Raw genomic sequence first — 18,327 nt, 5'->3', positions numbered from 1 at the left:
CTACAATCATCAATCTCTCCTAACCGTTATACATACACGGTGAAGTGTAAACGTACTACAAATAAAGTAAACAAAAAAGCGAGCCATATGGCTCGCTTTTTTTGATGCGGGAGTGTATTACAAATGTTTCTTGAGGAAATCTAAATACGCATTCTGGGCGGTAATACGGTTCGCTTTTTTACTGAAGCCATGACCTTCATCATCAAACAGGACGTACTCCACAGGGACACCGTTGGCACGAATGGCCGCTACCATTTCATCGCTCTCCACTTGCAACACGCGCGGATCATTCGCGCCTTGCACAACAAGTACAGGCTTTTGCACTTTATCGCCGTGAAAAACGGGGGAAATTCGGGTAAGTCTTTCTTTGTCTACAGCAGGGTCGCCAAGTTCATCATAAAGCGCATCTCGGAATGACTCCCACCAAGGTGGAATACTCTCTAACGTTCTGACCCAGTTGGTCACGCCAAAAATATTGATACCTAGCTGGAACTCGTCAGTAAATGCCATCGCTGCCATTGTCAGATAACCGCCGTAACTGCCACCCATAACAACAATTTTTTCATCATCTATCCAGTCGAGTGACTGTAAATACTTTTTACCGTATACCACATCCTGCAGGTCATCCTCACCATGACGCTTGTCGTCTAAGTGAAAAAAGGTTTTACCATAACCAGACGAACCGCGATTATTAATACCTAATACGGCATAACCGTGATTAACCAAATGCTGGATAACCGCATTATAACCTTTGCGTGTTTGACCGCCTGGTCCACCGTGGATCCAAATGATGCCTGGCACTTTATTGTCAGCACTTGCCTTGTGTGGCTTATACAACAGGTTAGGTATTTCAACGCCATCAAAGCTTTCGAATCTGACAACCTCACTGGAAACCAGATGTGACTCCTGTATTTCAGGATTCAAAGAATTTGATAAGCGCTTTGCACTGGCTGCCTCGATATCATAGGTGTACAGATTGGAAGGTGACACATCAGAATTGATATAAAAGACGATTCTCTCCTCATCATCAGAGAAGCTGACACCGCGAAGGTCACCCTCAGGAAGACCATTGAGCACTAATGGCGCCCCCGTTTCCGTATTAACGATATCTAGCTTGGTTTGCGAATCAGCGTTGATACCCGCAACACGGTACTTACCATTCTCCGAATAATAGAAAAAGGATACGTCCCAGTCCGCAGCGTATTCAGGTGCAACTTCACCGGTTTCTAATTCGTAGCTGTAGGCTTGTTGAAATTCACCCTCTCCATTTGAACCAAAGATGAGTTTTTTATTGTCTGGAGTAAAAGTATACACACTATGACTCACATAACCTTCATGGGGAGTGACGTGAATGAGGGCATTGTCATCACTGTTCAAATCGACAAGATAAATATCGTTGTCACGGTTGCTCAAGACTTTTTGCAACACTACCCAGCGCCCATCATCACTGATTGTTGAAAGATTCATGGCGTCGGTATTTTCAAATACCATTTCGCGAGAGAAATCTTCAATACTGTATTGATACAAATCCATGGCTTTTTGGTCGCGCTCGTTCGTTGCCACGAAAAAGTGCTTTTTGTCTTCATGCCAGCCATAAAAACCCGCTCTGTGTTTGTCGCCTGGCGTCAGGTCGGTAATACTTCCATCGAGATTGCGTACATATACATGACTCAACTCATTGCCGCCCTGATCAGACGAATACAAAATCCTGTCATCTTCTGGGAACCAGCTTGTCACCCAAACAGCATCGTCGGTAGAGGCGGTTAATTGCGTGGGCGCAGAGCCATCAAGTGGATATTTGTAGGCATTGAATACGCCACTTTCGTCGTTTGATACCAGTACTGCTGTGCCATCGTGATTAATTGAACTGCCAAAAATCGATTTGGTTTCATAGAAGGCTTCTGCAGAGTAAGTCTGAAGTCCTTCTGGCATCACTTTTTGTTGTTGTTTTTGTTGTTGCGGTTCAACGTCTTTTTGTGCCACTTGCTCTGTTTTATTGTCGCTACAGGCGCTCAGGGCAGCCATAGCTAACAGCGCAAACGATGCTATTTTAAATCCTTTCATGGTCTCTCCAGCGGAGTTAATTGTGAGTTTACGTTTGAATGATCTCGCAAAGTCAGTATATACAGGTCGTTGCTACAAAACCAAGTGACAAGACTGACTAAATGACCAAGACTGATACATTACTTAAAGTAATGCGTGGCGCACAATATTTCTGCTTTGTGATCTCCCGTTTGTGAAAATAAAATCGCGCCTCAAAATTTGACTTGTGTTAGCCCTTATACCGTTTGAGTAGTTCATATGAACACCGCAGAATTTGTACAGAAAAGAAAATTTATCGTCAAACTTGGCAAGATGCTGCACAAGTATGGCACGCCCGCTTATCGCCAAGAGGCACACCTGTTAGAAGTGGCGTCATACTTAAATCTGCATGCGTCCTACATCACAACGCCTACCTCACTGACTTTTGTTATCTGGAGCGATAAGCATGAGGATGAGTACACCCACGCTGCGCGAGTTCAACCTGGCGAACTGGATTTGGGTTCACTGTCAAAAACTGATGAGTTGGTGTCTTTGTTACTCGCCGACAAACTCAGCCTAGAGGAAGCCGATAAGCAACTGGATGTAATAGATAACGCACCCCACCCTTACAATAAAACTATTATCGGCGCCGCATTTGCAACGGCCTCTGCCGCCTTTGCACTACTCATGGGTACCAGCTGGAATGATGTTTTCTGGTCAGGTTTACTAGGATTAACGGCCTATTTTTGGGTACTTTGGGCAGGAAAATCAAAACGCGTAGCTACTATGGTCGAACCGGCTTCAGCACTCACTACGGGTTTTTTAGCGGTAGCCATTAGCCACAGTATTGATTCAGGTGTCAATATTTGGCTAGTAGTACTTTCATCGCTCATTGTATTTATGCCGGGGCTGGCATTATTTCTAGGATTGGCCGAGCTCTCAGCACGTCATTTAGTTTCAGGCACAGCGCGTATTATGGACGCCCTCATGATGCTGTTTAAGCTCTATTTTGGTGCTTTTTTTGGTGTCACGATTGGTGTGGGTGTCTTTGGTATACAGGAATTTGTTCAACCACAAGCACCAGCAAAGTGGTGGGCATGGATAGCAATCATGATGTTGTGTGCCTCGCTTATTCCGATTTTTCGCATTCGCGCCAAGCATATTCTTTGGTCTTTACTGTGCGGTTTTATTGCGTGGGGGATAACCTATTGGAGTGCCCAATATCTGGATTATGCGCTAGGTACTTTTGTTGGCGCGTTTGCAGTGGGTGTGTATGCTAACCTGTTTTCACGACTTGCCGATTCACCGGCAACGATTGTGACTATGCAGGGGTTAATTATTCTCGTACCGGGTTCAAAAACCTACATTGGTCTGAATTCACTGATATCAGGGCATGACTTTATACCTGCACCGCATATTGGCCAACAAACGTTTTTAATCTTTATGTCTATGGTAGCCGGGCTGATTTTTGCAAACGTAGCCTACCCAAGTAAAAAGGCCCTATAACCGTAGCCTGATTAGCTGCCAAAGTGGCTGTATACGAGCGCCAGTTGCTCATGCCAGAATTCCAGCTGTGACTCTCTGTCACCAATTTCATGCATTAACGTGAGCTTTACGGCATGTTCAAAGAAACTCTGGGTTGGCATGTGCTCATTGCGACTTATCACAACAGCACTGATCATAATACCGATACCGCTGTCGATAGTGTCATCGTAACTTTCATTCGATAACTCGTTTAACACGCGGCTGCAAAACAACCTGTCAGGCGGCGAGTCCCAGCGCATATCTGCCAGATTCAACAAGTCAGTGTAGGTAATTTGGGTTTGATTTTTGGCTGCTTCAAAGACGGCCTTGCGAATTATCTCTCGACGCTGCATTTTCACTTTAAGCAGCACTTTTACTCCCCCCGCTTCTACACCGAGAAATGTTTTGCGTTCAGGCTGCTTCAAGAAAAACGTTTTTTCTTTCAGTTCACCCAACTCTATCCGCTTGCGGATTGTGGGCATGGTTGTTTCCAGCAAGGTAATCACCCCTTGCATGGGAATAAACTCGGCAGAATCTTCCGTTACCTTGTCAGACAACAAATAGTCTCGCAGGTCTTTAGTTCGATGTGCTTTTTCCAATTTGGTCATACAAGTACCTAAGCGTAAATACCGGTCAAGAGTAGCAAATCATACGCGACTTTTCTATTTTACTTATATTTATGTAAACAATATTACTGCAAACAAAAATACAATAAACGTTATTTGCTTTATTGTTTTTTAAATTCAAGTGTGCAACACTGCGAACATACTCTGTTATAAAAGATAGATAACAGCATCAAAAACAAAGCAAGGAGATGCATGATGAAAAAGCACTTAAAAAAACTTTCTCAACTGGCTGTGATGGGTACGGCGTTAGTAACGTTAAGTGGTTGCAGTCTATTTGGCGAAAAGGTCACTATCGAACCCGCCAGTGTAGGCAAAGTGTTAACTAAGAATGGTTTTAAAGACGGAACCTATGGGCCAAGTAGATTCAGGCTGGACCCCTGTCTGATGTATTGTGACCGTTTAATTACGCTGGATGCATCTGATCAACCGCGCTTTGAGAAGTTCCAGTTGTTTATGCCCAAAGACCAGTTATCTATGAATTTTGATCTACGTATGACGGTCAGTGTAGACATGGACAAAATTGATGATATTTATAACCGCGTACCAGCAGAGAAAGGAAGAATAGACATATTAAAAGTGTATCAAACTTATGCTCAACCAATTATCAGGGATGTTGCCAGACAAATTATGGCGGAATACAGCATCAATGAGGTGGCCAGCTCAAGAGAACGCATTAGTACCGAGCTACAAAATGCAATTGCCAGTGCCCTTACTGATACACCGTTAAAGTTGAAACGCCTCGGGTTAGCAGATGTTCAATTTCCTGACATTATTACTAAAGCAAAAGAACAAGCTGCGGAAAGACGGGAGCAAATAGAGCGCGAACGTGCCCAGTTTGAAATTCAAAAAATTACCCAGGAACGAGAGTTAGCACAAGCCAAAATGCAGCGCGCTATCGATAGGGAAAAAGCAGAGGCCACGAAAGAGGTCAATGAAATATTGTCTACGTCGGTCACAGACAAATACCTTTCATACCGAGCATTAGAAGTGTTGGAAAAAATGGCTGAATCAGAAAACAAGGTGTTTGTGCCGGTAGAAGCCTTAGGCACTGTGGGCTTGCAACAAGCATTATTTGCAGAGCAAACGAAGAAAACATCCAAGCAATCTGCTAACTAGGAGGTCTGTATGAGCGCAATAATGGAAGCCTTACCCGAAATTTTAATCATTTTGGTGGTATTTGGTGTCATTTTTATGCTGGCCAAAAAGAAGCTGAGTAAAGAGAGACAAACTGAGATGCTTGTTGTTTTCACTGCGGGAGGAGCTATTGGTATATTACTGCTGCTGCAAAGTGGCACACCAGCAACCTCTAATTTGGAGGTCAGCGAGACGTTTGCGGCTACCAACGCCGCGCTTGCTGAAAAGAAGGACGCCTCACCCGAAACCTTAACCGCTGAAGAATCGTCGGCGCGTTTGGAAACCCTGATAGAGGAGCAAAAGCAAAACACCTCACTGTCCGACAAAAACGAAAAAAGTGACGACGAAAAATAGTAAGACGCTATATTGAGGCTGCACATCACTCGGTGGCATTGTTATGCTGCCGAGTGGGGTTTTAATGACTATTCTTCCCCAGCGTTATACACTAAGGTCATATTTTGAGTTGATGTGTTCGTCGCCACGAGCCAACCTGAAGTTGCTACAAAGTGAAAACTACACGCATTGTCCTGCTGATATTGTCGCTATTTGCCAAGTTAAGCCATGCTGAAACCATTACCATTGTGGCCGATGCCTGGCCGCCCTACAACATCACACCCAATACATCCTCACCGGGTTACATTGTAGAGGTCGCTGAAGAAGTACTCAGTAACGCAGGCTATCAAATAGAATATATCAAGATGCCTTGGAACCGAGCCGTCAAGGCAGCGCGCAGTGGGAAGTTCCACGGCATAATTGGTGCCACTAAACCCGATGCACCCGATTTTATCTTTCCGGATAATGAACAAGGCGTCAGTGAATATACTTTCTTCACGATAAAAGAAAGTGACTGGGTATATCGCAACATCACCTCGTTGGAAAACCAGCTTTTAGGTGTGGTCAGTGATTATAGCTATTCTAATGAAATAGATACCTACATTCAGGCACATAGTGACAACATCAAAGTACAGGTTGTCTACGGGAAAAACCCGCTGGAACAGAATCTCAATAAACTTATTGCCAACCGCATCAGTGTGTTTATTGACGACAGAAGAGTAACTAACTACTTGGCAACACGCTTAAATATCAGGAATAGAATAAGAGAGGCAGGGCTGGTTTCTCGTTTAAATATCTATATTGCATTTTCGCCTGCTCATGAAGATTCCAATAAGCTCGCCGACATATTGTCAGATGGTATGACGGAACTTAGAGCGAATGGCAAGTTACAACAGATTTTGGCGAAATATCAGCTCTCTGATTGGTCAAAGACTCCTTCACAGAATTAGCACGGCATCCATGCCGTTTGTACTAATGGGTCTTCAATTTTGCGAGCAGTTGATCAAGGGAGTTGACTGAATCGTAAATCTCTTTTGCACTGCCTGCGGATGCTGCAGATAACAACGATACCTCCTTAGTAATATCACCAATCGTGACCATATTCTTATTCAGTTCTTCACTTACCTGACTCTGCTGTTCAGCCGCTGTAGCCATTTGCATCATTCGCGCACTGATTTCTTCAATCTGCTTTGCGGTCGTTTTCATTTTACTAAATGACGACTGAGCACGCTCAGCAGCACTTTCAGCGCGTTTGGTGCCCTGCTCCATAATACCAACAGTGCGGCTTACTTCGCTTCTAAGCCCTCTGATCACATTGGCAATTTCATCAACTGAATCGGCCGTGCGAGACGCTAGCCCCCTTACCTCATCAGCTACTACGCTAAAGCCACGTCCCTCTTCACCGGCTCGTGCTGCTTCGATTGCAGCATTGAGTGCCAATAAGTTGGTTTGCTCAGCAATAGACCCAATCACATCCAAGATTTTCTGAATGTCTTCGGTTCGCTGAGACACCGTATTAACCGCCGAGGAAGCCTCGACCATATCGTCACTCAGGGCCCGAACAGACTCTGTGGATTCTGATACTTCTTGCTCTGTTTCTTTGACTGACTCGTTGGCTGTGTCAGCATTCGAAGCGGTATCGGCGGCGGTTTGGGCAACTTCTCTAGCAGCTTCTGACATTTGTGTAATGGCGGTCACCACACTGTCGATTTCAAGCTCTTGTGATCGAATTTGATTTTCGGTCTTATCGGCGTTTTCCTGAGTAGTCTTGCTGTTTCCAATTACGTCAGCACAACTCTGTTTAGCCTGATCAAGCAAGTCTCGTACTTTTTCACGAAACTGGTTAAACGCGGTACTCAACTGAATAAGTTCTGCATGCGACTCTACCTTTATTTCTTGGGTTAAGTCGCCCCCTTTGCCAGACAATTCACTCATTCTGTCAGCCACCTGCTTGACAGGACGAACTATGCTTCGAGTCAACAGAAGTACTACAAATAACGCCGCAGCAGTGGCAATAATGGCGGCCAATACTTGCGTTGTGATCATAGACACGGTTGACGCATCTATCTCATTTGTCACATTTTTAACCGGCGCTAGCGCAGCAGATTCATCAACCCCAACAACTAAATACCAAGTCGTATCAGCAAGCGCAATATTGATGGGAATGGTGACAAAAATCTTGCCATCGGCGGTCAGCGTTTCACTGCCCCCAGATAACGACAACAAGCTTTCACTGCGTGATTTATTTGAAAAAACTTCTGCGAAAGGTCGGGCAAGTTTGTCCTCATTGTCTGTGGCAGCGGCCAAAAAGCCTTTGTCACTGACTACGAACACCGTTGAACGCCCATTATACAAAGAGGTTTTGAGTTCATTCGCCCGCTGCTGCAGTATGGGCAAGTTGAGATCTGCGCCTACCACCCCCCTAAAGCGACCATTGGCAATAACGGGTACTGTCAAACTTGTCATTAATTCACTGTACCCGGGCCGAATTTCGTATTCATAGGGGTTAGCTACACAGGGACGCATTTGCTCTTTGTTGCACAAAAACCATTCTGCGGCACGAAATCCAAATTCATCGGTTGTGGTGTCAAACTTTTCAGCGGCATCGTCGATTGGCTCCTGCACAATTTGACCGTCTTGGTCGCGCACAAAATAGACCTCAAAGCTTCCGGTGCCATCAACGGAATGAGAAAAACCACTCAAGAAGTCATTCTGTCTTCCATCAAACTGACCCACTTCAAATTGCGCATACAAACTAGATGTATCACTCTCAGCCAACACGCTACGCACCGCAGCCTCTGCTTGCGCACGTGTTAAGGCATTCTGGCCACGGTTTTCAATACTGTTTTGTAGTATTGACGCTAACACAAATGGATATTTGTATGCTGCAGTAATGAGTGCTTCTGTTTGTGCGCTATACTCCGATGCTCGCGCCGTCACAGTAGCCTCAATTTGCTCACGTATCTCTGTAGATACTGTGTCACCTATCCGGCTGCCAGCCGATTTTTGCAAAACGAAACTGGCAGAAATAAAAATAAGCGCCAACATAATAAACAGAGCGCCTATGATAATAAGAAGTTTCGACGTTAACGAAGACGTTGAACTAAGCATGGTAACCGCGCTTTCCTTTTAGAAACTAAATGAACGAGATACCGTGCCCAACAGACGTGTTTCACCATAAGTGTCTAAATCTGTGCTATGAACGCCAATGGAAAAATCAAGACCTCGCCATTGGGTGTCTGCGCTCAGATAAAAGTGAATATAGGCTTCATCATTCCCATCCCACGTATAAAGATCGTCGTCCAGACTGGTGCTCATATTTATCCCCATGTTGAGCGTCCAGCTTTCACTGACGGGCATTGATTTATCAAGTGCAAGAATGACATGGTCGGCTTCAGTGCCAAAATAATCCCATGAATAGGAGGCACTCAAGGTAGTATCGCCCAAACCGAACGACACCACGAGTTCAGGGTAGCTACCTTCGCTACTTGTAGAGCCACCAAAATAGGCATAATAGAGCAACGAAACATCATAGGTAATACCACTTTCAAACTCGCCACCATACCCGGCATAAACATCGACTTCATAGTCTGTACCGTCACCAAAGTCGACATTTGAACTCCATGTACCGACATACCATCCCGATTCATCGGCATAATCGAGGCTAAACTGCAAGGCGGGCTTTTCGTCAGTTTGTGACACGCCGTTGAACAAATAGTCTGACGCAAAGGTAACAGAGCCCGTAGTTTCTGCGTTCACAAATGAGCTAAAAAAGAGTGATAAAACAAATACTCTGGCGATATTTTTGTACATAATTTTATTCCGTTTTTGTGTGTTCAAACAGAGTATAGTTGGTATTTTAAAAAGTGATGAATAAACGATTAATTAGTCAGCTAATTTTGGGTCACTGACAAAAAGAATATCCATAACGATGGCAGGCTCCCAAGCCTGCATTTCTTCTTCACAGCGTTTACGAATGGTGTCGAGTTCTGCAATCGTTTTTACAGAAAAAGAAGGGGCCACTATGATATGGACTAGTAAATAAATATTACGCCCCGCTTTACTTATCCTCACCTCAACATGTCGATAGGGTACGTCTGTCAGCGTATGGGTGAGGCGTTTCTCTATGGCCTTGGTTACTTTTTCAGGCGGCGCTTTGTGGATCACTTCATTGAGCCTTTCTAGCATAATTTTTACCGGCACAGGCAGCATAGCTATGCCCAGCCCCACGAGTAGGACTGGGTCTACAAAAGGCGACCAATGTGACAAACCATTGCGCTCAAAAAAATAGGCAATTAAAAAGCCAAGTAAAATCGACGCACTAAGTACACCATCCACCAACCACGTGTGTGAATCTACAGCAACCAAATCTGAACGGATGTGGCTGCCTTTGAGGCGCATAAATAAAGAAATTCCTAAACATGAAACCGTCGCCACAACACCATATATTATGCCTACGCCATATTCGGCCTCAGTACCACCAGCCATAAGCGCTGATATAGACGACACCACAGCGTACAAGCAGCCGACGATAATAATCAGCGCTTTAAACAAGTTTAGCGTGGGTTCAATCGCGGTATAACCAAAATGAAAACGGTCGTCGTCTGGTAGGTCTACCAAATCGGACACTTTTAAGGTAAGTAACGCCATAAAAAAAGCGATTAATGAGTAAATACCATCAAATAATATGGCTCCAGAATCGCTCAAAATAGCGAAACCGAAGGCTAAAATTACAAACACTCCTGCGGCCACGAAAGACAAACGCAGCAAGTTCTTCTCCTGCTGCTGACAAACGCCAACGACCATTTTTTAATCAAATCTAAAGAATAAGTGGCGGGAGTTTACGCCTGTTTTTTAATTAGTCTAGCTTTTTCAATTGAATTTGTTTTAGGTCGATTACTCAGTTGGCTCACGCTGCAGTTTTAGCGCTTATGTAACAGTTTTAGCTTGTCTTGACCGGCCAATTCCTCTAGTGCCACAAGTGACGAAGGCAAAGGCAAAACCGAGGAGTCGTTAATATCGCTCACGCCTACCCAGGTATTACGTCCAGACTGTTTCGCGGCATATAGACACTGATCAGCTGCGGTAAACATGTCGACAAGCGGCTCTTCACTGTGGTGCCCACAGGCAAAGGGGAAACAAGCAAAACCTACACTACAAGTGATGGTTTCTGATTTTGTCTGATCGAGTGTAAAAGGTGTGTTTTGAATATCGTTAATAATGCGTTTGGCAAGTACTTCAGCATCGGCGCGATTAACGAAACGTGCGACAGCAACAAATTCTTCACCGCCCCAGCGAACAAGGTAGTCTGACTCCCTAAAGATACGCTTTAATCGGGTGGCAGTTTGTTGCAATACGCGATCACCCGCGGTGTGACCAAAGGTGTCATTAATTGCCTTAAAGTTATCTAAATCAACCACATACATACACAAATCAGCGTGTTCGGGTAAATCACCATACTCGGCTTGTTTGTGCTTGCGAAGCACACTGGCAATGTCGGCATCAAGCTGATTCTCTATGAAGCGACGGTTGTTCAAGCCCGTTAGTTTGTCTGTCAAGCTAAGTGCTGCAAGTTCCTCATTGGCCTTTTTAAGTTCACTGGTACGCAGGGCTACTTCACTTTCTAGCTGTTTCGTATAGTTAGATTGTACACGTCGGGAATACAACAAAAATGCCACTACCGCCAGGCCCACTATACCGATAGCGAGCATTTGGCGATTTTCGCGTTCAGCTTTAGCCTGTATTTCCTGTAAAGCCTGCTGTTGTTTTAGCCGTTCAATTTCATTGGCGCGTCGCACAAATTCTGTTTGAGCTTGTGCAGACGCAAGTGCGTCTAAACGGGTTTGGTTAAATAATGTATCATCCAGCTCTTTTTGACGTTTTAAGGCTTCATAGGCCACGCTAACATCAGCTAGCGCTTCTGATGCTGTCACCTTTAATGCAAGCAATTGTGAAATCTTGTGTGACTCATTAATATTCTCAGCCAGCTCCATGGCGACATTAATGACATTTAGCGCCTCTGCGTACTCTTTTTTAAGTAATAAAATGTCAATCAGTGTTTGGTATACATCAAGTAGCAAACTGTTGTAATTATTCGCTTTGGCCCGCTCGATAATGCCCCGAGCCAGTGCCTCTGCGTCTGCCAGCTTGCCTTGCCGCATCGCCAAATCAGCAAGCCCTGATAGTGCCCAATCTATATCTCGTTTTGCGCCTATTTCTTGAAAAAGCTGATGCGCACGCTGCATAAACTGACCGGCTAACTCATAGTTACCCATCTGCATATTCACATAGCCCATTTTGTAACTGCTGTACGCAATATCTTTCTTGTTGCCGTTTGCCTCATCTATTTCAAGAGCTTGGGTAAAATAGTCCAAGGCTAACGCGTAATCGCCCATTACCCGTCGAATATCGGCCAGGTTATAGAGCGCAGAAGCAATACCCGACTGATCGTTCAACGCATAGTTAGCCTCTAGCGCTTGCTGATGATAGACCGTTGCCTCGTTAAATTGCCCCATTTTTTCCAACACCACGCCAAGGCTGTTGTTGATTGAAGCTAAATCCCGCGGTGAACCTTGGCTTTGATAAATAGCCAAGGCCATATAAAGGTATTCCAGCGACACGGAATAGTTCGATTGATAACGGTACGTTAACCCGATCTGGCGATAGGTTTTTGCCATACCCAACTCATCGCCGATTTCTTGGAAAAGTGTGCTTGACTGATTAAGCCATGCTTGTGCCTCAGGGTAGTCATTACGCTCCATGGCATTGCGCGCAAGCTGAAATTTCGCATTCGCTTCAAGTGAAATATCACTCTTTTCTGTAGCTGTCTGAAGCAGTTCTCTGGCCTTGTTGTCAGCAACAATGAGATCGCCCTTTTCTCGCGCTTGCTCAACCTCTTGTATAGACGCCGCCTGTAAAGGTGGCAGACTCAAAATTATTAAGGTAAACAGCGTAAAAACAGCACGCACTAAGGCTTTCATAAAGGAAACATCCGCTTTCTGTTAATTATGATAAGTCGCGGACCAGTATACGTGATTAGCACAGATTGTCTTGGTCTGATGTCTTGGCACCAAGGTGGCGGCAAGTAGGTTAGGAAGGTAATTAATGTGTATCGATAAACGATTATGAATAAAAAAGCGAGTACCACTATTGCAATACTCGCTTCTGATAAAATATTGACCTAGTTTACAACTAGAATTGCCGTACTCACTTATTCAGCAATATCCCTATAACTGTCCAAATCAGGACAACTACAAACCAAGTTCCTGTCACCGTACACATCGTCAATACGGTTTACCGTAGGCCAGAACTTGTTGCGGGCTACCGCTTCTACCGGATAAGCTGCGGTGTTTCTGTCGTAGCTGCGGTTCCAGTCGCTGTCACAGATATCAGCCAGAGTGTGCGGTGCATTGTGCAGTGGGTTGTCTGTGGCATCCCACTCGCCACTTTCTACTTTGGCAATTTCTTCACGAATTGAGATCATGGCTTCACAGAATCGGTCGAGCTCGTACAAAGCTTCTGATTCTGTAGGTTCAATCATTAGCGTACCCGCTACTGGGAAGCTCATGGTTGGAGCGTGGAAACCATAATCGTTCAAACGTTTCGCTACATCCATTTCAGTAACACCACTGGCTTCTTTAAGCGGGCGCAAATCAATAATACACTCGTGCGCCACACGGCCATTTGCACCGGTATACAGTACTTCAAAATGGCCCGATAGCTTCTTCGCCACATAGTTAGCATTCAAAATAGCCACCTCTGTTGCTTTTCGAAGGCCTGCACTACCCATCATTTTGATGTACATATAGCTAATAGGTAAAATAGACGCACTGCCCCATGGCGCTGCTGATACCGCACCACATTGTTCACCTGCTGTGTCTACGTTTACCACTGTGTGATTAGGCAAGAAAGGCGCAAGGTGCGATTTAACACCAATCGGCCCCATACCAGGACCACCGCCACCATGCGGAATACAGAATGTTTTGTGCAAGTTTAAGTGCGATACATCAGACCCAATGAAGCCTGGTGACGTAATACCCACCTGCGCATTCATGTTAGCGCCGTCCATGTACACCTGCCCGCCGTGCTGGTGAATGATGTCACAAATTTCACGCGCCGTTTTTTCATATACACCGTGGGTTGACGGGTAAGTGATCATGGCACATGACAAGTTGTCGCCCACTTCTTCAGCCTTGGCTCGCAAGTCGTTAAGATCAACGTTACCATCGCTATCACAGTTGACTACCACCACTTTCAGGCTCACCATTTGTGCCGAGGCAGGATTGGTGCCGTGGGCTGAGCTTGGAATAAGGCACACATTTCTGTGTCCTTCGCCGCGACTTTCATGATAGCGCTGAATAGCCAATAACCCTGCGTACTCACCTTGTGCACCTGAGTTTGGCTGCATAGACAAATTATCGTAACCCGTAATATTGATTAACCAGTCGCTTAACTCGCTGATCATCTCTTGATAGCCCGCCGCTTGATCAAGTGGGGCAAACGGGTGTAAACCGCCAAATTCAGGCCAGGTTACCGGGATCATTTCAGCTGTTGCGTTTAGCTTCATGGTGCACGAGCCCAATGAAATCATCGAGTGGTTGAGCGCTAAGTCTTTATTTTCAAGCGACTTGATATAACGCAACATCTCAGTTTCTGAATGGTACTGATTGAAAACCTCGTGAGTTAAGAAATCACTGGTGCGTTGTAAATCATTTGGAATAGATTCGATAGCTTGTGTGGTGACTTCGGCATCAAGCTTTTCAACGCTTAACCCATGCCCTTCGCTCAAGAAAACATCAAGTAATTGCTCAATATCCTGACGTGTAGTGGTTTCGTCAAACGACACACCTACGGCATTTTCCAAATCGGCACGCAGGTTAATCCCCTTGGCATAGGCCGCGTCCAGAATGGCTTGTTTGTTGTCAGTTTGCACTGTGATGGTATCGAAGTAGGTATTATGCAGTGTACCCACTTCTTTCACCGCCAGTGCACGGGCAAAGATGTCGGCAAAGCGGTGAATACGCTGAGCAATGGTTCTCAAACCTTGCGGTCCATGATACACCGCGTAGAAAGACGCCATATTGGCTAACAACACCTGTGCAGTACAAATGTTTGAGTTAGCTTTTTCGCGTCGGATATGCTGCTCACGGGTCTGCAACGCCATGCGAAGTGCCGGGCGACCACGGGTATCCTTACTCACACCAATAATACGGCCAGGAAGCGAACGTTTGTAGGCATCACGGGTAGCAAAGAAGGCGGCGTGTGGACCGCCATAGCCCATAGGCACACCAAAACGCTGGGCGCTACCGAACACAACATCAGCACCCATTTCGCCAGGCGATCTCAGCAACACCAAGCTCATTAGGTCTGCGGCAACAGACACAATGCCTTTTTTCGCCTGCACTGCCGCTATGATAGCGCTGATATCTTTAATTTCACCGGTGGTGGTCGGATACTGAAGCAAGGCACCAAACACATCATGCTCTGCGGCTTCTTCCGCCGGACCTGTTATAATGCCGAAGCCAAACATTTCTGCACGGGTTTCTACTACATCTCGGGTTTGCGGATGCACATCGTCCGCGATGAAGTACAAGCTTGCTTTGCGATTTTTTGAAACGCGTTTTGATAGCGCCATCGCTTCTGCAGCAGCGGTTGCTTCATCAAGTAGAGACGCTGACGCAAGCTCTAAACCGGTGAGATCGATAGTTAGCTGCTGGAAGTTTAGAATGGCTTCTAATCTGCCTTGAGCAATCTCAGGCTGATACGGTGTGTACGCGGTATACCAACCTGGATTCTCCAGTACGTTGCGCAAAATCACATTCGGCACGTGCGTATCGTAATACCCCATGCCAATGAACGAACGATTAATTTTATTCTTCTTCGCTACGGCCTTTAGCTCGGCAAGCGCGTCTACTTCTGTCGCGCCTTCGCCCACTTTCAGTGGCTCTGGCAACAAAATGCCCGCAGGCACGGTTTCTTGGATTAAGGCGTCCAAAGATTCAGCATCAATGGTATCCAGCATGACCTGCATTTCATTTTCATCAGGCCCAATATGGCGCCCAATAAAATCATTACGTTGCTCTAATTCAGTCAGAGAAAGTGGCGTATTTGACATAGCGTATATACTTCTTCGTTCGTTAAATGTGTAAGTGCTTACTTATTCATCATCCAAGCTATTTTCATAGCCTTCAGCGTCCATCAGGCTTTCAACTTCGCCCGCATCATCAGCCTTAATTTTGAACATCCATCCGTCGCCGTAAGGGTCGCTGTTCACCAATTCAGGTGAGCCGTCCAAATCCTCATTGACGGCAATGATTTCACCAGTTATTGGTGCATAAACATCAGAAGCGGCTTTTACCGACTCTGCCACAACAATATCGTCACCCGTACTAACGGCATCGCCTACGTCAGGTAATTCAACAAACACCATGTCACCCAACAGGTCTTGTGCGTGATCAGTAATACCAACCGTAAATACACCGTCGCCCTCGGGACGAACCCATTCGTGTGTAGAGGCATAACGTAAATCAGATGGGATGTTGCTCATGATTTTTTCCTTGCTGTTAAAAATTGATTAAGACAATACAGACTTGCCGTTGCGAACGAAGCTTGGCTTGACTACTTTTACTGTAACCCACTTCTTACGCATTTCCACTTCAACCGTATCACCCACATTGGCAGGCACACGAGCAAAGGCAATAGCATGGCCTAAGGTTGGGGAAAACGTTCCTGAGGTGATGATGCCTTCGCCGGCGTCACAACGAACATTCTGACCGGCACGTAATACACCTTTTTCGGTCATTACTAGGCCTACCAGCTTTTGGGTGCCTTCTGCTTTTTGTTTTTCTAGTGCTGCTCGGCCCATGAAGTCGCGATCACTGGGCTCCCAAGTAATAGTCCAGCCCATATTGGCTGCCAGTGGTGAGACTGTCTCGTCCATATCTTGACCATACAGGTTCATGCCCGCTTCCAGACGTAGCGTGTCACGGGCCCCCAATCCACAAGGTGCAACGCCTGCCTTGAGCAGTTGTTGCCACAACCCAGGGGCAGACCCTACGGGCACAATAATTTCATAGCCGGCCTCACCGGTATAACCTGTAGTAGCGATAAACAAGTCTTCTGCCTGAACACCGTAAAACGGCTTCATGCCTGCCACGGCCTCTTTTTGTGCGGCACTGAATACTGTAGCGGCTTTTTCTTTGGCGTTAGGGCCCTGAACGGCGATCATGGCAAACTCGTCGCGCTCGTTAATGTTAACGTTAAAGCCTTCTGCAACCTTGTTTAACCAGTTGATGTCTTTTTCACGGGTGGCAGAGTTCACCACCAAGCGGTAATTCGTTTCTTCAAAGAAATACACGATCAGGTCGTCTACCACACCGCCGTCTTCATTAAGCATGCCGCTGTACAACGCTTTACCTTTGTCCTGAAGCTTTAGCACATCATTAGCCAGTAATTTGCGTAGATAGGCTTGGGCATCTTCACCAATCACATCAACAATGGTCATATGTGACACGTCGAACATGCCAGCGTCTTGACGAACGGCATTGTGCTCTTCAATTTGAGAGCCGTAATTTATGGGCATGTCCCAACCAAAAAAGTCGACTAGCTTGGCATTTAGGTTGACGTGTTCCTGATAGAGTGCGGTACGCTGATTTTGCTCAGTGCTCATAGGGTCGCCTGTGTGATATTGTAGGATTTAAAAAACTTCAAAAGTATAGAAACAGTGTGACTAAACAACAAATTTGAAATTGTTATAAATACATTTACAATTCTTATGTATTAATACTCATTAAATTAAATTTACAAATCAATTGAGACAGCTTTCCTTAGACACACTGCGCACCTTCGTGACCATTATTCAACAAGGTGGCTTTGCCAAAGCTGGCGATATTTTAGGTCGCTCGCAACCGGCCATCAGCTTGCAAATAAAAAAGCTGGAAGAACAGTTAGACAAACGCCTTTTCGAAAAAAAGGGGCAACGTTATATTCCGACGTCAGACGGTAACTGGTTGTACAGCCAGGCCCAGCGAATGTTAGCCCTGAATGACGAGGTATTTGTGCATATGAGCGACGCGGGCCTCCGAGGACGAATACGTTTGGGTATTCCCAGTGAGTTTGCGTCTTTACTATTACCTTCGTTAATTGGCGAGTTTGCTTTGCAATATCCTGATGTCTCTCTGGATGTCACCTCTGCATTGAGCAGAAACCTGTTGGAAGAAGCAAACCGAGATAAGTACGACCTTGTATTGGCGTTGGTCGAAGACAAAAATGTAGCTCAAGCCCAGCATTGGGTCAGTGACCAGTTAGTCTGGGTGGGTGACGCTAACCACCTACCTACGTCTAAACAAGTTGATCTGGTGTTAGCCGCCGATGGATGTGTCTATCGTTCACGGGTGATTAGCCGTCTCAAACAACAAACTGTGCCTTGGCGTATTGCCTACACTAACTCGGATTTGGGTGGGTTGACTGTGGCCATGCAGCAAGGGTTAGGCATTACTGCACTGGCAAAGCGCAGCGTGCCTGAAAACTTACAAATACTCAGGCATAAACATTTGCCCGCTTTGGGTTACATTCATATCGGACTGTTTCAGCGTCAGCAAAATGCGCCGTCACTGCAACAGGCCGCGTTGGATACCTTAACCGCGTTTTTGGCCCGGCGACTGATGGGCGACTAAACAGTTCGATTTAA

The 18,327-nt window shown here is 45.6% G+C and carries 14 protein-coding genes; 5 read left to right on the top strand and 9 right to left on the bottom strand.

All coding sequences use genetic code 11. From position 1 onward, the window contains the following. Positions 1-117 precede the first annotated feature (117 nt). Positions 118-2,064, bottom strand: coding sequence for a S9 family peptidase (locus DRW07_RS00905; protein ID WP_240630468.1), 1,947 nt, complete (start codon positions 2,062-2,064; stop codon positions 118-120). A gap of 237 nt (positions 2,065-2,301) precedes the next feature. Here DRW07_RS00905 and DRW07_RS00900 point away from each other — a divergent pair, with 237 nt between their 5' ends. Further along, the gene (locus DRW07_RS00900; RefSeq protein ID WP_124026006.1) at positions 2,302-3,528 is read left to right on the top strand and encodes a threonine/serine exporter family protein; all 1,227 of its coding nucleotides are present in this window, start codon (positions 2,302-2,304) and stop codon (positions 3,526-3,528) included. A gap of 11 nt (positions 3,529-3,539) precedes the next feature. On the opposite strand, the gene DRW07_RS00895 is transcribed toward DRW07_RS00900, so the two are convergent. Continuing rightward, the gene (locus DRW07_RS00895) at positions 3,540-4,154 is read right to left on the bottom strand and encodes a hypothetical protein (protein ID WP_124026005.1); all 615 of its coding nucleotides are present in this window, start codon (positions 4,152-4,154) and stop codon (positions 3,540-3,542) included. Positions 4,155-4,364: 210 nt separating this feature from the next. On the opposite strand from DRW07_RS00895, the gene DRW07_RS00890 reads away from it, so the two are divergent. From DRW07_RS00890 to DRW07_RS00880, 3 genes are all read left to right on the top strand, one after another. Beyond that, positions 4,365-5,288, top strand: coding sequence for an SPFH domain-containing protein (locus DRW07_RS00890; protein ID WP_205665340.1), 924 nt, complete (start codon positions 4,365-4,367; stop codon positions 5,286-5,288). Between the two features lie 9 nt (positions 5,289-5,297). Next, complete coding sequence (locus DRW07_RS00885) at positions 5,298-5,660, top strand: hypothetical protein (protein WP_124026004.1); 363 nt, start codon at positions 5,298-5,300, stop codon at positions 5,658-5,660. 152 nt (positions 5,661-5,812) lie between these two features. Continuing rightward, positions 5,813-6,589, top strand: coding sequence for a substrate-binding periplasmic protein (locus DRW07_RS00880; protein ID WP_124026003.1), 777 nt, complete (start codon positions 5,813-5,815; stop codon positions 6,587-6,589). 22 nt (positions 6,590-6,611) lie between these two features. Here the strand turns inward: DRW07_RS00880 and DRW07_RS00875 are convergent, their stop codons facing one another. From DRW07_RS00875 to gcvT, 7 genes are all read right to left on the bottom strand, one after another. Then, the gene (locus DRW07_RS00875) at positions 6,612-8,750 is read right to left on the bottom strand and encodes a methyl-accepting chemotaxis protein (protein ID WP_124026002.1); all 2,139 of its coding nucleotides are present in this window, start codon (positions 8,748-8,750) and stop codon (positions 6,612-6,614) included. A gap of 18 nt (positions 8,751-8,768) precedes the next feature. Then, positions 8,769-9,452: a TorF family putative porin gene (locus DRW07_RS00870; protein ID WP_124026001.1), complete on the bottom strand. Its 684-nt coding sequence runs from the start codon at positions 9,450-9,452 to the stop codon at positions 8,769-8,771. A gap of 72 nt (positions 9,453-9,524) precedes the next feature. After that, positions 9,525-10,445 carry a cation diffusion facilitator family transporter gene (locus tag DRW07_RS00865; protein ID WP_124026000.1) on the bottom strand — a complete coding sequence of 307 codons (921 nt, stop codon included), beginning with the start codon at positions 10,443-10,445 and terminating at the stop codon, positions 9,525-9,527. A 116-nt stretch (positions 10,446-10,561) separates the two neighbouring features. Next, positions 10,562-12,619, bottom strand: a complete 2,058-nt coding sequence (locus tag DRW07_RS00860) for a tetratricopeptide repeat-containing diguanylate cyclase (protein WP_124025999.1) — start codon at positions 12,617-12,619, stop codon at positions 10,562-10,564. 230 nt (positions 12,620-12,849) lie between these two features. Beyond that, positions 12,850-15,753: an aminomethyl-transferring glycine dehydrogenase gene (gene gcvP, locus DRW07_RS00855; protein ID WP_124025998.1), complete on the bottom strand. Its 2,904-nt coding sequence runs from the start codon at positions 15,751-15,753 to the stop codon at positions 12,850-12,852. Positions 15,754-15,795: 42 nt separating this feature from the next. After that, on the bottom strand, positions 15,796-16,185 hold the full coding sequence (gene gcvH, locus DRW07_RS00850; RefSeq protein WP_124025997.1) for a glycine cleavage system protein GcvH: 390 nt from the start codon (positions 16,183-16,185) through the stop codon (positions 15,796-15,798). 27 nt (positions 16,186-16,212) lie between these two features. Further along, complete coding sequence (gene gcvT / locus DRW07_RS00845) at positions 16,213-17,307, bottom strand: glycine cleavage system aminomethyltransferase GcvT (protein WP_124025996.1); 1,095 nt, start codon at positions 17,305-17,307, stop codon at positions 16,213-16,215. Between the two features lie 142 nt (positions 17,308-17,449). Here gcvT and DRW07_RS00840 point away from each other — a divergent pair, with 142 nt between their 5' ends. Further along, positions 17,450-18,313, top strand: a complete 864-nt coding sequence (locus tag DRW07_RS00840) for a LysR family transcriptional regulator (RefSeq protein WP_124025995.1) — start codon at positions 17,450-17,452, stop codon at positions 18,311-18,313. Positions 18,314-18,327: the final 14 nt, after the last annotated feature.

This window comes from Paralteromonas sediminis, from assembly GCF_003820355.1.
GTDB classification, from domain to species: domain Bacteria; phylum Pseudomonadota; class Gammaproteobacteria; order Enterobacterales; family Alteromonadaceae; genus Alteromonas_F; species Alteromonas_F sediminis.
This window is presented reverse-complemented; position numbering and strand designations above follow the sequence as displayed.